20 protein-coding genes are annotated in these 21,322 nt (G+C 70.8%); 9 read left to right on the top strand and 11 right to left on the bottom strand.

Annotated elements, in window-relative coordinates; all coding sequences use genetic code 11:
• Positions 1–18: 18 nt before the first annotated feature.
• Positions 19–1,536, bottom strand: a complete 1,518-nt coding sequence (locus tag ACZ6TD_RS30385; protein ID WP_471343269.1) for an ABC transporter permease — start codon at positions 1,534–1,536, stop codon at positions 19–21.
• Positions 1,533–2,561 carry an ABC transporter ATP-binding protein gene (locus tag ACZ6TD_RS30390; RefSeq protein ID WP_471343270.1) on the bottom strand — a complete coding sequence of 343 codons (1,029 nt, stop codon included), beginning with the start codon at positions 2,559–2,561 and terminating at the stop codon, positions 1,533–1,535. Before ACZ6TD_RS30390 ends, ACZ6TD_RS30385 begins: the two co-directional genes overlap by 4 nt.
• Positions 2,562–2,886: 325 nt before the next feature.
• Here ACZ6TD_RS30390 and ACZ6TD_RS30395 point away from each other — a divergent pair, with 325 nt between their 5' ends.
• Positions 2,887–3,543, top strand: a complete 657-nt coding sequence (locus tag ACZ6TD_RS30395; protein WP_198270536.1) for a thioesterase domain-containing protein — start codon at positions 2,887–2,889, stop codon at positions 3,541–3,543.
• Between the two features lie 56 nt (positions 3,544–3,599).
• Positions 3,600–5,009, top strand: coding sequence for a class I adenylate-forming enzyme family protein (locus ACZ6TD_RS30400; protein WP_471343273.1), 1,410 nt, complete (start codon positions 3,600–3,602; stop codon positions 5,007–5,009).
• Positions 5,010–5,069: 60 nt separating this feature from the next.
• Here ACZ6TD_RS30400 and ACZ6TD_RS30405 read toward each other — a convergent pair whose 3' ends face one another.
• Both ACZ6TD_RS30405 and ACZ6TD_RS30410 read right to left on the bottom strand, forming a co-directional pair.
• Positions 5,070–6,728, bottom strand: a complete 1,659-nt coding sequence (locus tag ACZ6TD_RS30405) for a flavin monoamine oxidase family protein (protein ID WP_471343274.1) — start codon at positions 6,726–6,728, stop codon at positions 5,070–5,072.
• Positions 6,729–6,768: 40 nt separating this feature from the next.
• Positions 6,769–9,570, bottom strand: a complete 2,802-nt coding sequence (locus tag ACZ6TD_RS30410; protein WP_471358174.1) for a helix-turn-helix transcriptional regulator — start codon at positions 9,568–9,570, stop codon at positions 6,769–6,771.
• 587 nt (positions 9,571–10,157) lie between these two features.
• Here ACZ6TD_RS30410 and ACZ6TD_RS30415 point away from each other — a divergent pair.
• Positions 10,158–11,261 (top strand): sulfotransferase family protein, encoded by a 1,104-nt coding sequence (locus ACZ6TD_RS30415; protein ID WP_471343276.1) that lies wholly within the window; start codon positions 10,158–10,160, stop codon positions 11,259–11,261.
• A gap of 149 nt (positions 11,262–11,410) precedes the next feature.
• Positions 11,411–12,346, top strand: a complete 936-nt coding sequence (locus ACZ6TD_RS30420) for a LysR family transcriptional regulator (protein WP_471343278.1) — start codon at positions 11,411–11,413, stop codon at positions 12,344–12,346.
• Between the two features lie 133 nt (positions 12,347–12,479).
• Here the strand turns inward: ACZ6TD_RS30420 and crcB (ACZ6TD_RS30425) are convergent, their stop codons facing one another.
• The 4 genes from crcB (ACZ6TD_RS30425) to ACZ6TD_RS30440 all read right to left on the bottom strand — a co-directional run bounded on the left by crcB (ACZ6TD_RS30425) (position 12,480) and on the right by ACZ6TD_RS30440 (position 14,978).
• Positions 12,480–12,854: a fluoride efflux transporter CrcB gene (gene crcB, locus ACZ6TD_RS30425; RefSeq protein WP_471343280.1), complete on the bottom strand. Its 375-nt coding sequence runs from the start codon at positions 12,852–12,854 to the stop codon at positions 12,480–12,482.
• On the bottom strand, positions 12,851–13,186 hold the full coding sequence (locus tag ACZ6TD_RS30430; RefSeq protein WP_471343282.1) for a DUF190 domain-containing protein: 336 nt from the start codon (positions 13,184–13,186) through the stop codon (positions 12,851–12,853). Before ACZ6TD_RS30430 ends, crcB (ACZ6TD_RS30425) begins: the two co-directional genes overlap by 4 nt.
• Positions 13,183–13,689 carry a fluoride efflux transporter CrcB gene (gene crcB / locus ACZ6TD_RS30435; RefSeq protein ID WP_471343285.1) on the bottom strand — a complete coding sequence of 169 codons (507 nt, stop codon included), beginning with the start codon at positions 13,687–13,689 and terminating at the stop codon, positions 13,183–13,185. The genes ACZ6TD_RS30430 and crcB (ACZ6TD_RS30435) overlap by 4 nt, the downstream gene beginning before the upstream one ends.
• A gap of 152 nt (positions 13,690–13,841) precedes the next feature.
• On the bottom strand, positions 13,842–14,978 hold the full coding sequence (locus tag ACZ6TD_RS30440; protein WP_471343287.1) for a polyprenyl synthetase family protein: 1,137 nt from the start codon (positions 14,976–14,978) through the stop codon (positions 13,842–13,844).
• A 169-nt stretch (positions 14,979–15,147) separates the two neighbouring features.
• Here ACZ6TD_RS30440 and ACZ6TD_RS30445 point away from each other — a divergent pair, with 169 nt between their 5' ends.
• Both ACZ6TD_RS30445 and ACZ6TD_RS30450 read left to right on the top strand, forming a co-directional pair.
• Complete coding sequence (locus ACZ6TD_RS30445; protein WP_452872526.1) at positions 15,148–15,366, top strand: MbtH family protein; 219 nt, start codon at positions 15,148–15,150, stop codon at positions 15,364–15,366.
• A gap of 147 nt (positions 15,367–15,513) precedes the next feature.
• Positions 15,514–16,503, top strand: a complete 990-nt coding sequence (locus ACZ6TD_RS30450) for a zinc-binding alcohol dehydrogenase family protein (protein WP_471358177.1) — start codon at positions 15,514–15,516, stop codon at positions 16,501–16,503.
• A 202-nt stretch (positions 16,504–16,705) separates the two neighbouring features.
• Here ACZ6TD_RS30450 and ACZ6TD_RS30455 read toward each other — a convergent pair whose 3' ends face one another.
• Positions 16,706–17,116, bottom strand: coding sequence for a VOC family protein (locus ACZ6TD_RS30455; RefSeq protein ID WP_471343289.1), 411 nt, complete (start codon positions 17,114–17,116; stop codon positions 16,706–16,708).
• 210 nt (positions 17,117–17,326) lie between these two features.
• Entirely contained in the window at positions 17,327–17,749 is a 423-nt protein-coding gene (locus ACZ6TD_RS30460) for a hypothetical protein (RefSeq protein ID WP_471343291.1), read from the bottom strand.
• A gap of 179 nt (positions 17,750–17,928) precedes the next feature.
• On the opposite strand from ACZ6TD_RS30460, the gene ACZ6TD_RS30465 reads away from it, so the two are divergent.
• Positions 17,929–18,399, top strand: coding sequence for a cation:proton antiporter regulatory subunit (locus tag ACZ6TD_RS30465; protein WP_191068929.1), 471 nt, complete (start codon positions 17,929–17,931; stop codon positions 18,397–18,399).
• A 4-nt stretch (positions 18,400–18,403) separates the two neighbouring features.
• The gene (locus ACZ6TD_RS30470) at positions 18,404–19,675 is read left to right on the top strand and encodes a cation:proton antiporter (protein ID WP_471343292.1); all 1,272 of its coding nucleotides are present in this window, start codon (positions 18,404–18,406) and stop codon (positions 19,673–19,675) included.
• A 100-nt stretch (positions 19,676–19,775) separates the two neighbouring features.
• Here the strand turns inward: ACZ6TD_RS30470 and ACZ6TD_RS30475 are convergent, their stop codons facing one another.
• Positions 19,776–20,753, bottom strand: a complete 978-nt coding sequence (locus tag ACZ6TD_RS30475) for a sporulation protein (protein WP_471358180.1) — start codon at positions 20,751–20,753, stop codon at positions 19,776–19,778.
• A gap of 297 nt (positions 20,754–21,050) precedes the next feature.
• On the opposite strand from ACZ6TD_RS30475, the gene ACZ6TD_RS30480 reads away from it, so the two are divergent.
• The gene (locus tag ACZ6TD_RS30480; RefSeq protein ID WP_470005686.1) at positions 21,051–21,245 is read left to right on the top strand and encodes a DUF2795 domain-containing protein; all 195 of its coding nucleotides are present in this window, start codon (positions 21,051–21,053) and stop codon (positions 21,243–21,245) included.
• Positions 21,246–21,322: the final 77 nt, after the last annotated feature.

A 21,322-nucleotide genomic window follows, 5' to 3' on the forward strand; every position in this document is an offset into this window, starting at 1 on the left:
CTCAAGTCCTGCCGTGGCTCAGTCCTGCGCCCGGCGGTTGAAGCCCCGGATGCCGATCGTCCCGAAGACCAGGATGGCCGCGCCGATGGCGGAGAAGCAGATCCACAGCGGGATCGACTCCGGCGTCTTCGGTCCGGGAGTCAGCAGCAGTCCGCGCATCGCCTCGGTGACGTAGGTCAGCGGGTTGAAGGTGCACAGCACCTGGAACCAGCGGACGGTCTCCAGGCTCCGCCACGGGAACTGGGTGGCCCCGGTGAACATGATCGGGGTCAGCGTCATGGCGAAGACGATGGAGATGTGACGCGCGGGCGCCAGGGTGCCCAGGGTGAGGCCGACGCAGCCGCCGACGAGTCCGCCGAGGCTGAGGATGCCCAGCGTCACCGGCATCTTGTCCAGCGGCCAGGAGACGTCGTCCAGCAGCGCCAGCCCGATCGGGATCATGACCAGGGAGCCGATCAGACCGCGCATCGCGCCGAAGACCGCCTTCTCCACCGCCACCAGGCCGACCGGGATGGGCGAGAGCAATCGGTCCTCGATCTCCTTGGTCCAGGAGAAGTCGATGGCCAGTGGCAGCGCGGTGTTCTGCAGGGCGACCAGGAAGCTGTTGAGCGCCACCACACCGGGCAGCAGCACCTGCTGGAAGCCGGGCTGAGTGAACCCGATCTCACCGAGCACCTTGCCGAAGACGAACAGCATGAAGAACGGTTCCACGATGACCTGGCCCAGGAAGGGGCCCATCTCGCGGCCGGTGACGAAGATGTCGCGCCACAGGATGAAGAAGAACGTCCGCCACCGGTTGGCGCGGCGCCGGTGACGCCCGCCGCGGCGCTTGGCGTCGGGCAGGTCGAGCTCGAGTTCGGGCTCCGGCTCGGGCTCGGGCTCCACGAGCCCCGAACGGGCGTCCGCCGCCGCGATGATGGCGTTCAGCGCGGCCTTGGCGTCCTGTGCGGCCTGGGTCGCCGACGGGGCCGGTATGGGCTTGATGACCAGCGTCATGGTGTCCCCGACGTCCCCGCCGCCGTGCGGGGCGCCCATGCCCCTGGCGTCGTGGTGCCGGTGCTCCTGCGGCCGGCTCTCGTGGTGCCGGGGGTCGTGCGGCCGGCTCTCGTGCTTGACCGGGGCGTTCGGCGCGTGCGGGGCGTTCGGGGCGGCCCTCTGGGCCTCGGCGCCCGGACGCGGGGCCTGGGCCTCGGGACCGGGACGCGGGGCGGACGGCTTGGACCGGACGAGGACGGTCCGGGTGTCCTCGAAGCCGTCGTCCTCGGCGGACTTGGCGTCGACGCGGCGGGGATCGGCGCTCCGGGGGTCGGCGCTCCGCGGATCGGCGGGCCCGGTCCCGTCCGGCCTGGCGCCGGGGGTCCTGGGGTCGGCGGGCCTGTGTTCGGCGGAGGGGCGCTCACCGCCCCGGCCGGCGGCGGAACCGTGGCCGCCGCCCTGGTGCGGGGGCGTCGCCGCGCCGGTCGCGGCCTTCTCCTCCCCGGCCTTGCCGCCGGGGGTCCCGTCCGTCGATGACGTGGGTCGTGAGGAGGAGCTCATCGCATCTCCTTCCCCGTCAGGTCGACAAAGACGTCTTCCAGGCTCGCCTTGCTCACATTCAGGTCCTTGATTTCGCACTCGGTGTCGGTCAGGGCCTTGATGACCGTGGGCAGGAGGACGGAGGACGGCGCGTTGCTGTAGACCTTCATCCGGAAGGTGCCGTCGTTGACGGCCGCGGCCCCGCCCTGCATGAGGGCGGCCATGTCGTCCTCGGCCTGGAGCACCTCGACCCGCTCGGCGACCCCGAGGCCCTGCACCATGTGGACCACGCCGTTCATGCCGGAGTACGGCGGGCGCACCGTGACGGTCAGCGCGGTGTTGCTCATCCGGCTGGTCAGCGCCTCGGGGGTGTCCAGAGCGAGCAGCTTGCCGTGGTCGACGATGCCGATCCGGTCACAGAGCTTGGACGCTTCCTCCATGTCGTGGGTGGTGATCACCACCGTGACGCCACGGGTCTTCAGTTCGGCGACCCGGTCGCGGACGAAGATCTGGGACTGCGGGTCGAGGCCGGTGGCCGGCTCGTCCAGGAACAGCACCCGGGGGCGGTGCATCAGGGCCCGTGCGATCATCACGCGCTGGGCCTGACCACCGGAGACCTGATCCGCCCGGGCCTTGGCGTGGTCGGAGAGGCCGACCCAGTCCAGGCTCTCGTCCGCGAGGCGGTTGCGCTCCGAGCGCGAGAGACCGTGGTAGCCGGCGTGGAAGGTCAGGTTCTGACGGATGGTCAACGACCGGTCCAGGTTGTTGCGCTGCGGCACGACGGCGAAGGACTGCCGGGCCACCGCCGGCCTGGCCACCACGTCGACACCCTGCACGAAGGCACGTCCGCCGCTGGGAGCGACACGGGTGGTCAGAATGCCGATGGTGGTGGTCTTACCCGCTCCGTTGGGCCCGAGGAAGCCGAAGACCTCACCGTGCCTGACGGTGAAGCTGAGATTGTCGACAGCCGGGACGGGCCGGCCGGGGTACTTCTTGATCAAGCCGTCGACAACGACGGCGAAATCAATAGGACGTGTTGTGTTCATCGCTGTCGTCGCACCGATTTAATTGGCTTGGGGAGACCATTACTTTCCTCTTGTTTAACACGACAGCTTGACTCCTGGCCCCTAACTGACGCCAGATTAGGGGGTGGTGGCACGGGTGAGGGGGCCTTAGGGGGCGCCGGTCTGTGTCCCGCGCCACGTCGGGACGGGCGCGGTACCCGCATATAGCGCGTACCTCGAATAGCGGTTACTAGGGGTTGTGGCCCCGGAGAAGGGCTCATAGCCTCACGGAGTCAGCATCTCGGACGAGCGTGGTCGACGCGCCCCACCGTGCACTCGTGCCCGGCCCCTCAGTGCAATCGCGGGGATGTACTCCTTGAGCCAGATCAAGCCCGATGATGTGGGCCTTATTCGGATATTGCAAACGGAAACTCCGAGCAGTTTCCGGCTGATCTGTTTCCCGGAATCCGCCCACTCCACCGCGTACTACCTCTCACTGTCCGAGCTTCTGCTGCCCACGGTGGAGGTGTTGGCGATCCAGTACCCCCTGTATGTCGGGCTCGAGGACGATGAGCGGCTGACCGATTCCGCCGATCTCGCGGACCGCATCTTCGGTGCGCTGGGGGAGTGGATGGACCGCCCGCTCGCCTTCTTCGGCCACCGGGCCGGCGCCGACCTCGCCTACCGCGTCGCCGAGCGCCTGGAGCGGGAGACCGGGACGCCGCTGCTGACCCTGTTCGTCTCCGGCCGGACCGCGCACTGGGGCATGACCCTGGGGCCCCCGGCGCTCGGCTGCCGGATCGTCGCCCTCGCCGGTGAGGGCGACCCCAAGACCCCGCTGCGCGGCGTACGGGCCTGGCGGCGGCGGACGAGCGGACGATTCGACCTCGAGGTGTTTCCCGGTTCCCGCTACTACCTCGACTCGAGCCGGAGAGAGGTCGTCAACCTGGTGCACGACCAGTTGCTCTCCCAAGTCCCCGTCGACGCCGAGTGGGAAGCCGGCGCCGAAGACCAGGGAGCCTAGGGGGGAGCCGCCCAGGGCTGCCCGTACTCCTGAGCGAAAAGGAAAGAGTACGTTCGATGACCGCGAAGATCTACGCGCTCGACTCGGTGCAGACCCTGGCCGACTTCGAGCTGGACGCGCTGCGCGTCGCCGATGTGATCCGCGAGCACGGGGTGGCCCACGGCGACCGCGTCATCTTCAAGGCGGGCAACTCCGCCGCCTACGTGAGCGTGCTGTTCGCGCTCATGCACGTGGGAGCCTCCATCGTCCTGATCGACCAGCAGGAGCACCCGGACGAGACCCGGCGGATCGCCGGGCGCACCGGCGCCGCGATCGCCTTCGTGGACGACGACGCCCCGATCCACGACGACATCCGTACGGTGAACCTCTACGAGCTGATCGCCCCGGCCGCCGGGCGCCCGCTTGAGCACCGGAAGCTGGACTTCGACGCCTGGGCCGACCGGCGCGACGGCCTGATCATGTGGACCTCCGGCTCCACCGGCGAGCCCAAGGGCGCCGTGAAGTCCGGCCGTAAGTTCCTCACCAACCTGGAGCGCAACGCCGCCCAGGTCGGGCACCGGCCGGACGACGTACTGCTGCCGCTGCTGCCCTTCGCCCACCAGTACGGGCTGTCCATGGTGCTCATCGCCTGGCTCACCCGCTGCTCGCTGGTGATCGCCCCGTACAAGCGCCTGGACCGGGCCGTCCAGATGGCCGGACGGACCGGCGCCACGGTGATCGACGCCACTCCGTCCAGCTACCGCACCATGCTCAACCTGGTCGGCCGGAAGCCGTCACTGCGGGCCCAGTTGGAGGGCGTCCGGATGTTCTGCTCGGGCGCCGCGCCGCTGGACGGCGCGCTCTCCGAGCGCTATGTGGCCGAATTCGGACTGCCGCTGCTGGACAGCTACGGCAGCACCGAGCTGGGCAACATCGCCTTCGCCACCCTGGAGAACCCGGTCTCCTGCGGCCGGGCCATGGACGGCATCAAGCTGCGCGTCGTCGACGAGGACGGCCACCCGGCCGCCCCCGGTGAGGCTGGCGAGATCGAGGTCGACACCCCGGACGCGCTCGAGGGCCACCTCGCCGCGGACGGCACCATCGACGCCGTGCCCACCGGCTGGCAGTCCACCGGCGACCTTGGCTACCTCGACGAGCACGACAACCTCTTCGTCCTGGGGCGGAAGTTCGCGGTGCACCGCTCCGGCTACACGCTCTACCCCGAGCTGATCGAGCGGAAGGCGGCCCTCGCCGAGATCTCCACCCGGATCGTGCCGCTCCCCGACGAGCGCCGCGCCGGCGACGAGCAGTTGGTCTTCTTCGTGGAGGACGAGGAGCTGCGGGACGCCAAGCACTGGCGGGAGCGGCTCTGCCAGGTGCTCCCGGTCTACGAACAGCCCAACCGGGTCGAGGTGCTGGAGAACTTCCCGCTCAACCGCAACGGCAAGCCGGACAAGCGCCGACTCGAGCAGATCGCGCGGGGCTGAGCCATGACGGGGGGAGCCGACGGCGCGCGGCGGCTCCCCCTGTGCGTGACGCCGCGGCCGTCAGTCGTACGGAAGCTCCAGCGGCGCGAAGGTGTCGAAGAGATCACCGGGGCCGGGGTTGTCCGGATGGGTGGCGCCGCCGAGGTGGCGGAGCACGCCCCACACCGCGTTCAGCGCCGTGGTCACCGCTCCCTCGGCGAAGCCGGCCGTCCAGGAGACATCGTCCCCGCACAGGAAGAAGCCCTGCTGCTCCGGATCCATCCCGTCCTGCATGAACTGGGTGAACAGCCGCCGCTGATAGCGGTAGTGGCCGGGCAGATTGTTCTTGAAGGCCCCCATGAAGCGGGGCTCGGTCTCCCAGGTGACGGTCAGCGGCCCCGCGATGATGTGCGACCGGATGTCCACATCCGGATAGATCGCGGCCAGCTTGGTCAACAGCGTCTCCAGCCGCTCCTCGGCCGAGAGCGTGGCGACCTTCAGCGAGTCGTCGTTCCAGGTGTACGACAGGCACATCACCCCGGGCCGGTCGGGCCCGTCGTCGAACAGATAGACCCCGCGCGGCATCCGGTCGGTGAGCGTCATGCTCATCGCGTCGTGGCCGGTCACCGGGTCGGCGTCCCGCCAGAACGGCCGGTCGACCAGGACGAACAGCTTGGACGCGCCCATGTAGTGGGTGCGCTCCACCGCCGTCCACAGCGGAGTGGACAGCAGCGTCGCATCGCAGTCGACCCGGTTCAGCAGCGTCCACACATGCGGGCTGTAGATCACCGCGGGGAACTCGCGCTCCTCGCCGCTCTCGTCCGTCACCCGGACGCCGTCGGCGGTCCGCCGCAGCCGGGTGACCGCGGGGCGGGGCCGGCCGCCGTGCAGCGAGGCCAGCGAGGTGCCCTGCGGCCAGTGCCGGAGCGTCTCGGGCCGGTGCTCCCACAGCCCCGTAGGCACCTGGGAGGAGCCGCCGACTATGCCGACCTGGTTGTCGTCGGCCTCGGTGACCACGACGCGCAGGATCTCCAGCACCGAGTTGGGGAAGTCGGTGTCCCAGCCGCCGGTGCCGAAGCCCACCTGGCCGAAGATCTCCCGGTGGCGGAACGACTGGAAGGTGGAAGAGGTGGCGAGGAAGCCGTAGAAGGACTGGTCGTCGAACTCCTTGACCAGCGAGTTCCATACGGTCTTCAGCGTGCTGACGTCCCGTCGCTGGATGGCGTCCCGCAGCGTGGCCAGGTCGGCCCGCTCCTGGAGCGCCTTGTCCCAGGCGGCGGCGACCTCCTGGTAGACCTCCGGGAGCTCGCCTGCGGTGCGCGCCCGGTCCTGGCCGCCGTTCAGGTCGATCAGCGTGCTCGCGGTGGCCGGTGCCAAAGGATTAGGGAAAGGACGAGTGGACAGGCCCAGCAGATCGATGTAATGGAACAGCGATCGCGCGGCGATGGGAAAGCGCATGGCGCCCATCTCCGCCTTGTATTCCGGATTACCGGGGAAGGGCGTGGAGCGCATCCGGCCGCCCAGTTGCTCCGCTTCATAAAGAACTGGGGAAAGCCCTAGTCGTAGAAGCTCATAGGCCGCGGTCAGTCCGGACATCCCGCCGCCGATGACGGCGACTTCGGTTCCGTGCATCGCTGCAGGCAGGGCGCCCAGACCTGCTGGATGGGACAGCCATCTGTCGTAGGAAAAGGGGAAATCCGGCACGAGCATCGTCGTGGCGGACGCGGTGGCGCACGTCATGGCATCAACCTCGTTGGGGCCGAGTGGCTTCGCGGGGAGATCAGGCGGTGTAAGCGACATCGAAATCCAGGCTCGCGGGCAGTTCTCGGCGCTGGCTGATGTTGATCTTCCGGTAGACACGGGTCAGGTGTTGTTCCACCGTGGAGATCGTGATGAAAAGCTTAGCGGCGATCTCGCGGTTGGTGTAGCCGGAAGCTGCTAGTGCTGCCACTCGACTTTCTGCATCGGAGAGTTCGGAAAAGGCGGCAGTATCCTCTCCGGTACGGGCCGCCTCCGACAGGGCCGAACGGGCCGGAGTGCGCTGCAATGAGCGGGACAGCTCGTCGGCGCCGCAGCTGTCCGCGAGCCGCAGGGCCCGACGGGTCATCAGCCGGCTGGTGTCCAGATCGCCGAGCTGCTTGTGCGCCTCCGCGAGGTCCGCCAGCGCCCGCGCCATCTCGTACCAGCCGCCGCTCGCCTGGAGCACCCCCACCGCCTGCTGCAGCAGCGCGACGCGCTCGTGTCGTGGCCGGGTGGCGGCCAGGATCCGCAGCGCGGCGCCCCGGGTGCGCGAGGAGGACTCCCCGGCCAGCTCCAGTTGCTCCTCCGCCAGCCGCGCCGCCCGCTCCTGGCCGCCCAGCGTCAGCCAGGTCTCGGCGGCGCCGAGCCGCCAGGTCAGGGTGGCGGGGGAGTCCAGGCCCCAGTCGGCCATCTTCTCGCCACAGGCGCGGAAGTCGGTGAGGGCCGCGTGCTGCCGGCCGGTGGCGAGCTGGTGCCGGGCCCGTGCGTAGAGGTAGTGCAGCCCGAAGCGGTTGCGGTACATCTCGTCCGGCACCGGGCGGGCGAGCAGTTCGGCCGCCGCGTCATGGTTGCCCATCGCGGTGTGGGCGTTGATCAGCATTCCCAGCGGCATGCCGACGGTGACGCCCCAGCCGCGCGCCGGAAGCTCCTCCAGCGCCCGCTCGGCGTACCGGACCGTGTCCCGCAGCCGCCCCACGCGCAGCGCGATCTGGGCCCGCAGCACGCAGAAGTAGGCCAGCAGCGCCTTGGCGCCGCGCTCGGAGGTCTCCTCGATCAGCCGGTCGCACCAGGTGGTGGCGGTGGCGTGGCGGTCGGCGTACACCAGCGTCTGGAGCGCGGCGTGCACCGTCAGCATCGTCCGGTCCGAGAGGGGCACGGTCTCCAGCACCCGCTCCGCGGCCCGTACGGCGCGCTCGTCGACCCCGCGGCTCAGCACGGTCCGCAGCGCGCGGAACGCGGTCAGATGGGGCGACTCCGGGGTCTGGTCCGGCGACAGCGGGGCGTCCCACGGGCCGTCGGCCTCCTCCTGGTCCAGGAAGGGCCACAGTTCGGGGTGGTCGGGATAGGTGGAGGACAGGGCGAGCCGGATGGCGCGCAGCCCGGTGTCCAGCTCGGTGCCCGGGTGCTCGGCGGCGGCCCGGCTGACCTGCTCCAGCGCGGCGGCCGCCTCGTCCATCCGGCCAAGACCCAGCAGCCCGATGACGACCGGGATGGCCTCGGGGGCGGGCAGCAGCCCGCTGCCCGCCGGGCCGGCCAGCGACTGCAGCCGCCGCATCTGGGACAGCGGGTTGAACGGCCACATGGCCTGCACCATCGTGGCCTGGAGCCGCAGCGCCTCGCGCTCGTCGGTGGTGTAACGGTCGGCCATCTGGAGGCAGTTCATCGCCAGTTCCCTGCGGTCCGCCGCGATGGCGTGCACGGCCGCGTCACACAGCGCCTGCGTGATCCACTCCTCGACCGGCTCGGGCGCCTCGTGGCTGAGCAGATGGCGGGCCACGTCGATGGGGTCGGCGCCCTCCTCGTACAGCAGCCGGGCGGCCCGGTGGTGCAGCGGGCCGAGCTCGTGCAACTCCAGGTCGTCCAGGAGCACCGTGCGCACCGCGTCGCTGCGGAACCGCCCGCCGTGCAGGATCCCGACCTCGGTGAGCAGCGCGACGGACTGCCGGACCAGCCGCTCCTCGACCTCGATCAGCCTGCTCAGCAGGGGAACGGACGTGGCGTCACCCAGCAGCGCGACTCCGTGGGCCACCCGGCGGTGGGCCGGGCCGCCGCGGTAGACGCAGGACAGCGCCGCCTGCCGGAACAGCTCCCCGGCCACCGGGGCGTCCGTGCCGGGCGCGGGGTCGAGGGGGCCGCGGGTGAGGCGGGAGAACCGGTCGTCCAGCAGACCGCGCAGCAGCAGCAGGTTGCCGCCGGTCAGCTCGTGGTACGCGGCGGCGTGGCGCCCGGCCTCCTCGGTGCCCAACTCCTCGGTCAGCAGCGTGGAGACGCCCGCGACGGTGAGCGGGGCGAGCCGGACGTGACACACCTTCGGCTCGTGCAGCAGCTCGTCCAGGGCGGTGGCGGCGGGGCCGGTCAGCGACCCGCGGCTCACCACGACGGACAGCGCCTCCGAGCGGCAGCGGCGGATGCCGTACGCCAGGCAGCGCAGCGACGGAAGATCGGCGAACTGCACGTCGTCGATGGCGATCAACAGGGGGGCGTCGCCGGTCAGTTCGTCGAGGGTGCGGTGGAAGTCCTGGAGCAGCGGGAGTTCGGCCTGGTCCGGGCCGTTCGGGTCGCGGAGCGCCTCGAGGCCGGGGCGCGGCCGGGAGCGCTGCACATGGGCCGGCATGCCCTGGTAGAGCTGCTCGAGCACGGCGTAGGGGAACTTCTGCTCCGAGGCGGAGGCGACCGCGGGCAGCACCCGGACGCCCCGCCCGCCCGCCGTATCCGTCACGGTGTGCAGAAGTGCGGTCTTTCCCGATGTCACGGCGCCGCTGATAACGGCGAGCCGGCTTCCCTCGCGGGCGCCCTCGAAGAGGAGCCGATTGAGCCGGGCTATCTCCTGATCGCGCTCCACCAACACGTACGAAACACCTTCCCCGATTTTCCGTGTGCGCGGGGGTCTTGAAAGCGAATCACCGTGCATGGCGCACCTGGTAATGCATCGTCCCCCGAGAGTTGAAAATACCGTGCCGCTGTTCGGGTCCCCTGTCCCTTCCCTTGCTGCACCCTGCGCGGCGGCATCGCTGCTCTGCGTCATGTCGTGTGTTCCCCGCCCCACCCGGCCGGGTTGGGCATGCCAGCCCAGGTTCACGGGTATGGGGTGGATGCGCACTCTAGCAGTGCTGTTGGTACGAAAAGATGACCGTCTCGTCACGGGAGAAACTGTTCGATTACGGTTTCGTCCCTGTAGTCGAGTTGTGAAGCCCGGAGTCGACTCTCAGATCGGGCTCCGCCGCAGGTAGTTGAGGGGTTCCCGAAGGTAACGCCCCTGTCGGATGTGAAAGTTGCGCAAAAGTGCAGGAAGTAGCTGAACTTTGAGTTCGCTCTCTCGCATCCCGTTGTGTGCGTTTCCCCTGTTCGATGGTCGGAGCCATCGTCGCCCCAGGCATCCATTAGCATCGCCGCGGCCACCGAATCGACCGCGGTGTGTCATGGGCCACTATGGGAACGGCCACTAGGGAAACGGCTAGTTGTCCGAGCGAGAAACGGGAGGAAGTGCGCGTGGTCAACCAGAAGTTGACATTTGTCGTCGGCACCGGACGGTGCGGTTCGACGGCTCTGTCTCAGATCATCAATATTCATCCGGATGTGCTCAGCATCAATGAATTGTTCGCCAGTATTCCCGACACGGAGGTGCTGGACGAGGCCCCGCTGAGCGGTTCGGATTTCTGGGGATTTCTGTCCCGGCCCAATGTGGTCACCAATAGCATGATCAAAAATGGCGCCATCCCGCCCGAGTTCCTCTACCACAGGATGCCCAAGCGGCGGTTCGACGCGGAGACCACCGGTGTCCCGGCCATCAGCGTCATGGTGCTGCCCCATCTGACCGACGACCCCGACGCGCTCTTCGACGCGTTGGAGGCCGAGGTCACCACCTGGCCCACCCGCCGTCCGGCAGACCACTGGACGGCCCTCTTCGCCACCCTCGGCGCACGGTTCGGCAACCCCGGAGCCGTCGTCGAGCGCACCGGCCTGTCCATCGGCCGCGTACCCGAGATGCACCGCGCCTTCCCCGAGGCCCGCTTCGTGCACCTCTACCGCCAGGGCCCCGACTGTGCCGTCTCCATGAGCCGCCACTTCAGCTTCCGGATGATCCCGATGCTGTGGGAGATGGCCGTCCACTGCGGTCTGGAGACCCCCAGGCATCTGACGCCGCAGCACGCGGCCCAGCTCCCGCCTGACCTCGCCCCGCTGCTGAGCGACGCCTACGACCCGGCGCTGGTGTGGGACCGTCCCATCCCGATCGACGCGTTCGGCACCCTGTGGTCCGAGACGATCGTCGACGGTCTGAGGAAGCTGGACGAGGTCCCGCCGGAGCAGCGCACCGCGCTGTCGTACGAGACCCTGCTGGAGGAGCCGGAGAAGGAGCTGATCCGGCTCGCCGAGTTCATCGGGGTGGAACCGCACCGCGACTGGCTGGACGCGTCCATCGCCCACCTCGACGGTGGCCGGCCCGGCGCGGCGAGCAAGCTGGCCGAGGAGGAGCTCACCTCGCTGCTGGAATCCTGTAGCCCGGGGATGCGGGCGCTGGCCGCCCACCAGTAGGGCGCACATCGTCACCCGGCGACGGCCGCCCTCCTGGAGGCCGGTCGCCGGGTGGCGCCCTGCTCCCCCGCGAGTACTTCCCCGGAGAGACCCATACGTCCTGGGCACGCTGTGGCGAGAGGTCCATAGCCGGTGCCTATCATCGTGGTGTGCAGTTGCATCAGCTGCGTTATTTCGCCACCGTCGCGGAGACCCGGCACTTCACCCGCGCCGCGGAGCTCCTGCATGTCGCCCAGCCCTCGCTGTCCCAGCAGATCCGCGCCCTCGAACGGGAGCTGGGAGCCGATCTCTTCCACCGGGCGCGCGGCAATATCGCCCTCACCGACGCGGGAGAGGCACTGCTGCCACTGGCCCGCCAGATCCTCGCCGACACCGAGACCGCGCACCGCGAGGTCCAGGAGGTCGCCCAGTTGCGGCGCGGCCGGGTGCGGCTGGGGGCCACGCCGAGCCTGTGCGCCAGCTTCGTCCCCGATGTGCTGCGCCGCTTCCACGACGAGTTCCCGGGCATCGAGCTGATCGTGGACGAGGGCGGTTCCCAGGACCTGGTCCGCACGCTCTCCGCGGGCGAACTGGACCTCGCACTGATCATCACCCCGGTGCTCGGCCAGGCCCCCGCGCTCGCCGCCACCGAGCTGCTGCGGGAGGAGCTGGTGGTGGCCTCCTCACCCGCGTCCCCGCCGCCCACCCGGCACCGGCGGATCCAGGTCGAGGAGCTGCGGGACCGGCCGATGGTGATGTTCCGGCGCGGCTACGACCTGCGGGAATTCACCACGGCGGCCTGCCGGGCGGCCGGTTTCGAGCCGTCCTTCACGGTCGAGGGCGGTGAGATGGACGCGGTGCTGGGCTTCGTACGGGCCGGGCTCGGCATCGCCGTACTGCCGGGGATGGTGGCGGCCCGGTCCGGGCTGCGGATCACGCCGTTCGCGGGCCACGACATGCAGCGCACCATCGCCGTCGCCCACCGTAAGGACGTCGCGCCGCCCCGGGCCGCGCGGGAGCTGCGCCGGGTGATGCTGGAGCATCTGCGGACGGCGGCCGCCGGGGAGTTCGGCCTGCCGCCGACCACGACACGACTGCTGCCGTAGCGGGTGGGGGAGGGGCGCGCGGTAAGGGCCGAGTGAGCGGGAAGGGCGGACTGAGCGGTAAGGGTGGCGTGAGCGGTAAGGGTGGCGTGAGCGGTCAGGGTGGCGTGAGCGATAAGGCCGCTGGGGGTTGGGATCAGCCCCAGGTCGCGTGGGCCAGCCCCACACCCGCGAAGGCGGCGCCCACTCCGACCACCAGACTCAAGCCCACGTTCGCCACGGCGAAGAGCCGGGCGCCCTCCTCGGCCAGCCGCAGGGTCTCGTACGAGAACGTCGAATACGTCGTCAGCGCCCCGCACAGCCCCGTGCCCAGCAGCAGTTGCAGCCGCTGGGACGCCGCCCCCTCCGCCGCCGCGCCGGTCAGCAGGCCCAGCACCAGACAGCCGGCCACATTGACCAGGAACGTGCCCCAGGGGAACACCGAGTCGTGCCGTGTCTGCACCGCCCGGTCGGTCAGATAGCGCAGCGGGGCGCCGACCATCCCGCCCGCGATCACCAGCAGCCAGTTCACCGGGCCTGCCTCCGGGGGTGCACGATCTCGACCGGGTCGACCACCACGAGGCCGTCACCCACGATCTCCTCCAGCTCGGGCAGGAAGGACCGCACTCGCTCCTCCGTATCGATGATCACGACGGCCATGGGCAGATCCTCGCCGAGCGACAGCAGCCGCGAGGTGTGGATCAGGGACGTGGAGCCGTACCCCTCGACACCGCGGAACACGCTCGCGCCCGCGAGCCCCGCGCGGTGGGCGCGGTGGACGATCTCGGCGGACAGCGGTTTGCGGTGCCAGGTGTCGTTCTCGCCGATGAAGACGGTCAGTCGCAGCGCGGGCTCGCCGGTCACCGGGCCGCCCTCCCGCCGGGGCCGCCGCCGTACGCGCCGAGGACGCGCCGGGTCGCCGCCACGGCCGCCCATACGGCCGCCATCGCCACCCCGAGCGTCCCCACCAGATAGCCGAAGGCGATCGCGATACGGCCGTCCTGGACGAGCCGGGTGAAGTCGACGGCGTATGTCGAGAAGGTGGTGAAGCCGCCGAGCACACCGGTGCCGAAGAAGGGCCGTACCAGCCGGTGGGCCGTCCACATCTCGGTGATCAGCGCAAGGAAGACGCCGATGATCGCGCAGCCGACGGCGTTGACCAGCAGGATCGTCCAGGGGAAGGCGCCGGACGGGGTCGGCCACAGCAGCGACGCGCCGTAGCGGGCCGTCGCCCCGAGCGCGCCGCCCACCGCCACCACACCCACCACGGGGCCCTGCCCCCGCCAGGGGCTGTGCCGGGCGGGCGGGGCCGGGCCGGTATTGGGGTCGATGGGCTCGTCCACCACATCTGACCGTGAGCTGCCCATAGGGCTCAGATTACGTCGTGACGCGGACACCGGCCGACCGGGGCTGACGACGGAAGCGGGCCGGGGAGGTCAGGGGGAGAGGTACGGACGCCGTACGGGCGCCGTAAGGGCGTCTTACGGAAGCCGTAAGGGCGCCATACGGAGAAAGCCCGTCAGTGATCCCGGCGCGCCACGAAGTCGCACAGCGCGTGCAGGACCCGGGTCGCCGGGCCGTCCGGCAGCCTGTTCGCCGCGGTCCGGGCGCGCAGCAGCCGGGCGTGCATCACCGTGCGCGCCTCCGCCAGCGCCCCGCAGCGGTGCAGCAGCGCGACGGCCCTCGGCAGCCCGGCGCCCTCCGGGCCCGCGGTGGCGGCGGCCAGCAGGGTGCGCAACTCACCCGCCTCCGGCCGCTCGTCGGCCAGCGCCAGCAGCACCGGGAGGCTGGCGACCCCGATCGCGAGATCCTTGCCCTGCTCCTTCCCGGAGACCTCGGAGGTGGAGGTGATGTCGAGGATGTCGTCGGATATCTGGAACGCGATGCCCAGATGTTCTCCGTATTCGGCGAGCGTCTGGACGACAGGCTCCGGAGCGCCCGTCCGGACCGCCCCCAGTTGCAGCGCCATGGCGATGAGCGCGGCCGACTTCCCGGCCACCACGGTGAAGTAGTGGGAGAGCGGATCGTCGTCGTCCGAGGGGCCGACGAGTTCCCGTATCTGGCCCATGATCAGCCGATTGGTGACCTTGGACTGCAACCGTATGGTCGCCGGGCCGAGTTCCGCGGCGAGCTGGGCCGCCTTCGACAGCAGCCAATTGCCCGCGAGGACGGCGGTGGTGTTGCCCCAGCGGGCGTTGACGCTGGGGACTCCGCGCCGGGTGCGGGCCTGGTCCATGACGTCGTCGTGGTAGAGCGAGGCGACATGCACCAGCTCGGCCAGGGCGGCGGCCTCCACGGCGGGGGACGGGTCGGCGGCGGACCTATCGGCGTTGGCCGGACCGGTGGCGGACGAGTCGGCGTTGGCCGGACCGGTGGCGGACGGGTCGGTGGCGGACGGGCCGGCGCTGGACGGGGCGCGCTCGCCGAACTCCGCGCCCACCAGCGCCAGGAGCGGGCGCAGGCGCTTGCCGCCGGGGCCGAAGAGATGTCCGGCGACTTCGGCGACACAAGGGTCCCGGGCCTCGGCGGCGAGAGCGCGCAGCCGCTCCTCCGAGGCGTCCATTCCGCGCTCCAGCCGGGCCGTGAGCGCGGGGTCGCCGATGGTGAGCTCCATGGCCATGGAGCCCCTGGGCTCGGTTCTGGCGGACGCGACCATGCCGCGGACCGTAGGCGAGGCGCACCCCGGAACCCCGAATTCCGTCAGGAAGGTGCCATTTTCGGTATCCCAGGCTTTTCCCCAGGCCCCGGGAACCCCACGGCGGGTGCCCGCCCCCTGCCGGTACCGTCAAGCTCGTCGACGCCGACCGTGAGCGAGGAGACCAGCGATGAGCAACCCCTTCGAGAACCCCGACGGCCGCTATCTCGTGCTCGTCAACGAGGAGGGGCAGCACTCGCTGTGGCCCGCCTTCGCCGAGGTCCCCGCGGGCTGGACGGTCGCCCACGGCGAGGACGACCGCCAGGCGTGCCTGGACTACATCAATGAGCACTGGACCGATATGCGCCCCACGAGCCTGATCAACGCGATGGACGGCACCTCGGCCTGATCGCGCCCGCACGCGGTTGGCAGTTTCCGGTCGTATCCCTTCCCTTTTTGGCGCCGCATGGCCGTAACGCGTGCCTTACGGTCGCCACGGCGCCCACGGCGTTACGTTGGCGAGGTGACGGACGCGAACGCCGACCTTCCGGCGACCATGCGGGCATGGGTGGTCCCCACCCCGGGCCGGATCGAGCAGGTGGAGCTGCCGGTTCCGCGGCCGGCGGAGGACGAGCTGCTGGTCCGGGTCCGGGCCTGTGGGGTGTGTCGCACCGATCTGCATGTCCGCGACGGCGATCTGCCCCCGCACCGCAGCCCCGTCGTCCCCGGTCACGAGGCGGTCGGCGAGGTCGTCGCGGCGGGCTCGCGGGCGCACGGCCCGGGCCCCGGAATCCGGCTCGGCGTCCCCTGGCTGCGGCACACCTGCGGCCGCTGCCACTACTGCCTCCGGGGCCAGGAGAACCTGTGCCCGTTCTCCGAGTACACCGGCTGGGACGCGGACGGCGGCTACGCCGAGTACGTCACCGTACCGGCGGCCTACGCCTATGAGCTGCCCTCCGGATACAGCGACGAGGAGCTCGCCCCGCTGCTGTGCGCCGGGATCATCGGCCACCGCGCGCTGCGCCGGGCCGACCTCCCGCCGGGCGGCCGGCTCGGCATCTACGGCTTCGGCGGCTCGGCACACCTCACCGCCCAGGTCGCCATCGCCCAGGGCGCCGTCGTCCACGTCCTGACCCGCTCGCCCGCCGCCCGCGCGCTCGCCCTGGACCTCGGCGCCGCCTCCGCGAGCGACGCCTACGACCGTCCGCCCGAGCGGCTCGACGCCGCCATCCTCTTCGCCCCGGTGGGCGAACTGGTCCCGGTCGCCCTGGAGTCCCTGGACGCGGGCGGCACGCTGAGCATCGCCGGGATCTACCTCACCGACATCCCGTCACTCGACTACGAGCGGCATCTCTTCCGGGAGCGCACCGTCCGCAGCGTCACGGCCAACACCCGGGAGGACGGGCGCGAATTCCTCGCCGCGGCCGCCGAGCACCGCATCAGGGCCACGGTCACGCCGTACCCCTTCGACCGGGCGGACGCCGCCCTCGACGACCTCGCCGCCGACCGCGTCAACGGTGTGGCGGTCCTGACGATGCCGCACTAGGGCTGTCCGGCGGCTCGTGCCGCCCACGGCGGGCTGCTCCTCTGCTCCCCTCCCCGCGGCATCGATATGCGGCTCGGCCGCGTTGGGGCCTCCGCCCCCAGGCCCCGGGGTCTGGGGGCGGAGGCCCAGTTGTGGGAAGGGGCAGGGAGGGGAGCAGCCCGCCGCAGGCGGCACGAGCCGTCGGATCCCCCCAGCGGCCGACTCAGGAATTCGACCAGCCGCGGCGGCACAGCACCAGGCGGTAGCCGTCCGGGTCCTCGATGGTGACGCCCCATTCGTTCCAGTACGGATTGGGGGAGGTGACGCGGGTGCCGCCGTGCTGGGTGAGGCGGTCCACCAGCTCCTCGGGGACCGGCTCGTCGAGGTAGATCACCAGCAGGTCCTCCTCGGTCGGCCGGGGCTCCACGGGGTGGGCCGCTTCGGACACGAGCTCCAGATGCCAGGAGGCGTCCGGCCAGCCCACCATCAGCAGATCGTGCTCCCCGGCCCGGTCACCGCCCTCGACCCGGTACACCACGCTCAACCCCAGCCCCGCACACCAGAAGCGCTCCGCCGCCGCGAGGTCGCGCGAGGGGCGGGCGATGCGGATGTGGCTCTGACCGTCGGCGGGCATGGGTGCCTCCTTCGTCGTGGGGGAACGCGTCGACTTCGTCGTGGGGAACGCATCGGCGGCACGGTGATCACCGGGCCGCGCCCCGAGCCTAGGGACGGCCCGCCCCCGGGGCATGGGCCGCTCGCCGGGCCTTCCCACGGCCGTGGGACCTACGACCGTGGACCGGTCACCTCACTCGTGGACCGGCCGCATCGCTCGTGGACCGGTCCCTCACTTCGGCGACCCCGGATGACGGCCGAGCGGGCTGATGCGGCGGTATCCCGCCCGGGCGTTGACGACGCGGGCGAGCGCGGTGCCCGCGACGGCCGCCGCCATGAGGCAGGCGAGCCATCGGGCGTCGCGGTCGCCCGCCCAGGAGAGCCGCCCCGCGGGCGGGATGGCGAAGCCATTGAGGAACAGCCAGCACAGCGCCGCCGTACCGGGCGCCGCGACGAAGCGCGCGCACAGCCCCAGCAGGGCCGCCAGCAGCGAGAGCGCGATCAGGGCGAACATCGGGCGGCCGTGGCCGCCGAGGAAATTCAGGGTCGCCACCAGCACCAGCGCGCCGAGGAAGGCCCCGCCCCAGATGATGGGAGTGGCGACCGGATCGGGAACTGGCCTGATCCCGGTGTTGAGCCGCCTCCACTCGATCATGGACACCACCCCTCCTCTGGGCGCCATCCTCTTCGTGGATCGATGGCCGCCCCACCCATACGCGGTCGGCATCGTCCCATCGCACCCTCGCGCACCTGCCGTCATTACCAATTCTTTGCCATTCGTTAGGGTGGCACAAGAATCGAGCGACGAGAGGGATGATTGTGGGCGCTCCGCGCATGAGCAGTACGCCATTGCCCGGCATCGGGGTTCGCTACGACCTGACGACACGAGAGAGCAGGCGGCTTTCGGTCATCGCGCATCGCGACGGCGGGCGGACGCTGAGTGCTTACCGGAAGGAGGATCCCGATGAGTGTGCCCTGTCCACCAGGCTGACCCCAGGGGAAGCGGAGGCACTCGTCGGGGTACTGATGCCAAGTCATCACAGCCCGAATCTGCTGTCCACCACCGAGCTGGGGCTGGTGGCCGAGCGGATCGAACTGTCGACCACGTCGTACTGGAACGGCCGGGTGCTGGGTGAGACGCGGATGCGGACGGAGACCGGCGCCTCGATCGTCGCGGTGCTGCGCAGGGCGGAGGCGATCCCCTCCCCGACCCCCGACTTCCGGCTGGCCGGTGGGGACGAGCTGATCGTGATCGGCACCCGCGAGGGTGTGGAGACGGCCGCGGCGATACTAGGGCGGGAGTGAGCCCATGCATTCGTCTGCTGTCTTTCTGATCGAGTTCGGTGCGGTCATCCTGGGCCTCGGGCTGCTGGGGCGGCTGGCCGGGCGGCTCCAGTTCTCCCCGATCCCGCTGTATCTGCTGGCCGGGCTGGCCTTCGGCGAGGGCGGGCTGCTGCCGCTGGGGGCCAGCGAGGAGTTCGTCGCGACCGGCGCCGAGATCGGCGTCATCCTCCTGTTGCTGATGCTCGGGCTGGAGTACACCGCCAGCGACCTGGTCAGCAATCTCAAGACCCAGTACCCGGCCGGGCTCGTCGACGCGGTGCTCAACGCCCTGCCCGGCGCCGTCATGGCCCTGCTGCTGGGGTGGGGGCCGGTGGCCGCCGTGGTGCTGGCCGGCGTCACCTGGATCTCCTCCTCCGGCGTCATCGCCAAGGTGCTCGGCGATCTGGGCCGGCTCGGCAACCGCGAGACCCCGGTGATCCTCAGCATCCTCGTCCTCGAGGACCTGGCGATGGCCGTCTATCTGCCGATCGTCACCGCCCTGCTGGCCGGTGCGGGCCTGGCGTCGGGCAGCGTCACCCTGGCCATCGCCCTCGGCGTGGCCGGTCTGGTGCTGTTCCTGGCCGTCCGCTACGGACGGCACATCTCCCGCTTCGTCTCCAGCGACGACCCCGAGAAGCTGCTGCTGGTGGTGCTCGGGCTGACGCTGCTGGTGGCGGGGATCGCCCAGCAGCTCCAGGTGTCGGCGGCCGTCGGCGCGTTCCTGGTCGGCATCGCCCTGTCCGCGGAGGTCGCCGAGGGCGCCCATCATCTGCTCAGCCCGCTGCGGGATCTGTTCGCGGGCGTCTTCTTCGTCTTCTTCGGTCTGCACACGGATCCGGCCAGCATTCCCCCGGTGCTGCTGCCCGCCCTGACGCTGGCCGTCCTCACCGCCGGTACGAAGATCGCCACCGGCTACTGGGCGGCGCGGCGGGCCGGGATCTCGGCCCGGGGCCGCTGGCGGGCGGGCGGCACGCTGGTGGCCCGGGGCGAGTTCTCGATCGTCATCGCGGGGCTCGCCGTCACCGCCGGTATCGAACCGTCGCTCGGCCCGCTGGCCACGGCGTACGTCCTGATCCTGGTCGTCCTGGGCCCGCTCACCGCCCGCTGGACCGAGCCCGTCGCCCGGCGGGTCACGGCCCGGCTGGCGGCGCGCCGCGAGCCCGCTGCCGCTGCGGCGGTCGAGGGCGGGGGCGATGGTGTGGCGGAGGAGCCGCGGGAGGCGGTGGACGACCCGGACGCGGTGGGGCGTCGTTCCTAGCCGTTCGCCGGTGCGTACGGGGAGGGCCGCGGGACGATCCGCGGCCCTCCGCGTCACTCCACGGCTCAGCCCCGGTCCTCCTCCCCGGACCCCGAGCCCCCTAAGTCTCTTCTGCCCTCAAGCCCCCCAAGCCCTCCAAGTTCCCCAGGCCCTCTAAGTCCCCTAAGTCCGCTAAGTTCCCTAACGCGTCGCCGAGCCCGGCCGCGATCATGCCGCCGCCCACGGCCCCGCCCGCCGCCGTACCGGCCGTGACGCCCGCGCCACGCGCAATGCCCGCGGCGGCCGCACCGGTGCGGCCGCCGCGGGCGGTACGCGTGGCGCGGGGTTCGATGAGCGCCCGGATCCAGGAGTCGACCTCACCGGTCCAGTCGCGCTGCTCGAGGCCCTCATGGCTCACGGTGTGGCGGCCCTGGGCGCCGGAGCCCCCGCCGCGCTTGTCGGCCTCCAGGACGACCTCCATGCCGTCGGGGCCGGTGAGAAGGGTCAGCGCGATCTCGTTCACGTCGTGGAGGTACTGAGGGGCGGGAGTGAGCTCGATCTCCTGATGGAAGGGGAGCCGTTGCCCGGCGCCCGCGATATCGGCGAGCCGCAGGTCGGCGGCGACGAGGCCGAAGCCGAGCCGCCCCAGCGCCCCCAGCACGGCCTCCTGGACCGGCAGCGGGCGCACGATCAGCGGTTCCGGATCGCCGTGGTCCTTCGCGCCCGCCGCCGCGAGCTCGACCCGGACGCCCAGGACGACACCCAGCGGCTGCCCGGACACCTCGGTGAGCGGCGTTTCCCACGGTATGTGAATGGTGAACGGAACGTCTCTGTGCTCTCTCGCGTCGAGCCGGAACCCGCCGCCGAGCCGGAGGCGGTCGAAGACCACACCGCCCTCGTGCTCCTCGCCGCCGTGCCCGGCCTCGACCCCGGCGACCAGCTCCAGCGCGAGGTGCTCGAGATGGCAGGCGCTGCCGCCGCCCCGGAGCCGCACATGCCCCCGCACCACCCCGCCGGGGCGCACTGGCTCCCGGTCCAGGATCGTGTCCACGACAGGTCCACCGACCCCGAGGGAGCCGAGCACTCGTTTGAACACCATCGCGGCGTTCACTCCTTCACTGTCACTGTGATCGTTCTCTGTCCCGTGTGGGGGCGTTCGGTCTGAGTTCCGTGGGGGGTATGCGTGGAACGAACGGGAAGGTAAAGGGATTCCCATGTACGCGTTCTGGGGCGGCAAAACCGGCCAGGGGTGGTGCCGTCCCGGCCGCCCACGTGTCCACGGCCCGGCTCGAGTGCTCACCCGCTCACGGAGAGCTATCTGAATGGGTCCTCCGGCCATGGGTAACTCGGGTCGGGCCCCATGCACGCGACGAACAGGTTGAAGGGAGCGTTGGTCATGGCGAAGCCCAACCCCACCGAGCTCCAGAAGGCGCTCAAGGGGGCCACCTATCCGACCGACCGGGATTCCCTGGTGGAGCGCGCGAAGGACAACGGAGCGGACCGGGAACTGGTCGACCAGCTGTCCCACGTCAAGAAGGGCCGCTTCGAAGGCCCCGACGACGTCCAGAAGGCCGTCTTCAAGGGGAAATAGCAGCCTGCGGGCGCGAAAGCCGGTGCGGAGAGCGGAGCACGCCCGCGAAGGGCGGGCACGCCCGTGAAGGCGGGTAC

The sequence above is a fragment of the Streptomyces yongxingensis genome (genome assembly GCF_055597465.1).

Coding starts and splice junctions, on each gene's coding strand:
- ACZ6TD_RS30405 (WP_471343274.1), bottom strand. CDS start 6,728: ATGACGTGCGCCACCGCGTCCGCCACGACGATGCTCGTGCCGGATTTC.
- ACZ6TD_RS30440 (WP_471343287.1), bottom strand. CDS start 14,978: ATGGTCGCGTCCGCCAGAACCGAGCCCAGGGGCTCCATGGCCATGGAG.
- ACZ6TD_RS30390 (WP_471343270.1), bottom strand. CDS start 2,561: ATGAACACAACACGTCCTATTGATTTCGCCGTCGTTGTCGACGGCTTG.
- ACZ6TD_RS30445 (WP_452872526.1), top strand. CDS start 15,148: ATGAGCAACCCCTTCGAGAACCCCGACGGCCGCTATCTCGTGCTCGTC.
- ACZ6TD_RS30480 (WP_470005686.1), top strand. CDS start 21,051: ATGGCGAAGCCCAACCCCACCGAGCTCCAGAAGGCGCTCAAGGGGGCC.
- ACZ6TD_RS30450 (WP_471358177.1), top strand. CDS start 15,514: ATGCGGGCATGGGTGGTCCCCACCCCGGGCCGGATCGAGCAGGTGGAG.
- crcB (WP_471343285.1), bottom strand. CDS start 13,689: ATGGGCAGCTCACGGTCAGATGTGGTGGACGAGCCCATCGACCCCAAT.
- ACZ6TD_RS30465 (WP_191068929.1), top strand. CDS start 17,929: ATGAGCAGTACGCCATTGCCCGGCATCGGGGTTCGCTACGACCTGACG.
- ACZ6TD_RS30415 (WP_471343276.1), top strand. CDS start 10,158: ATGGGAACGGCCACTAGGGAAACGGCTAGTTGTCCGAGCGAGAAACGG.
- ACZ6TD_RS30470 (WP_471343292.1), top strand. CDS start 18,404: ATGCATTCGTCTGCTGTCTTTCTGATCGAGTTCGGTGCGGTCATCCTG.
- ACZ6TD_RS30455 (WP_471343289.1), bottom strand. CDS start 17,116: ATGCCCGCCGACGGTCAGAGCCACATCCGCATCGCCCGCCCCTCGCGC.
- ACZ6TD_RS30385 (WP_471343269.1), bottom strand. CDS start 1,536: ATGAGCTCCTCCTCACGACCCACGTCATCGACGGACGGGACCCCCGGC.
- ACZ6TD_RS30460 (WP_471343291.1), bottom strand. CDS start 17,749: ATGATCGAGTGGAGGCGGCTCAACACCGGGATCAGGCCAGTTCCCGAT.
- ACZ6TD_RS30400 (WP_471343273.1), top strand. CDS start 3,600: ATGACCGCGAAGATCTACGCGCTCGACTCGGTGCAGACCCTGGCCGAC.
- ACZ6TD_RS30475 (WP_471358180.1), bottom strand. CDS start 20,753: ATGGTGTTCAAACGAGTGCTCGGCTCCCTCGGGGTCGGTGGACCTGTC.
- ACZ6TD_RS30395 (WP_198270536.1), top strand. CDS start 2,887: ATGTACTCCTTGAGCCAGATCAAGCCCGATGATGTGGGCCTTATTCGG.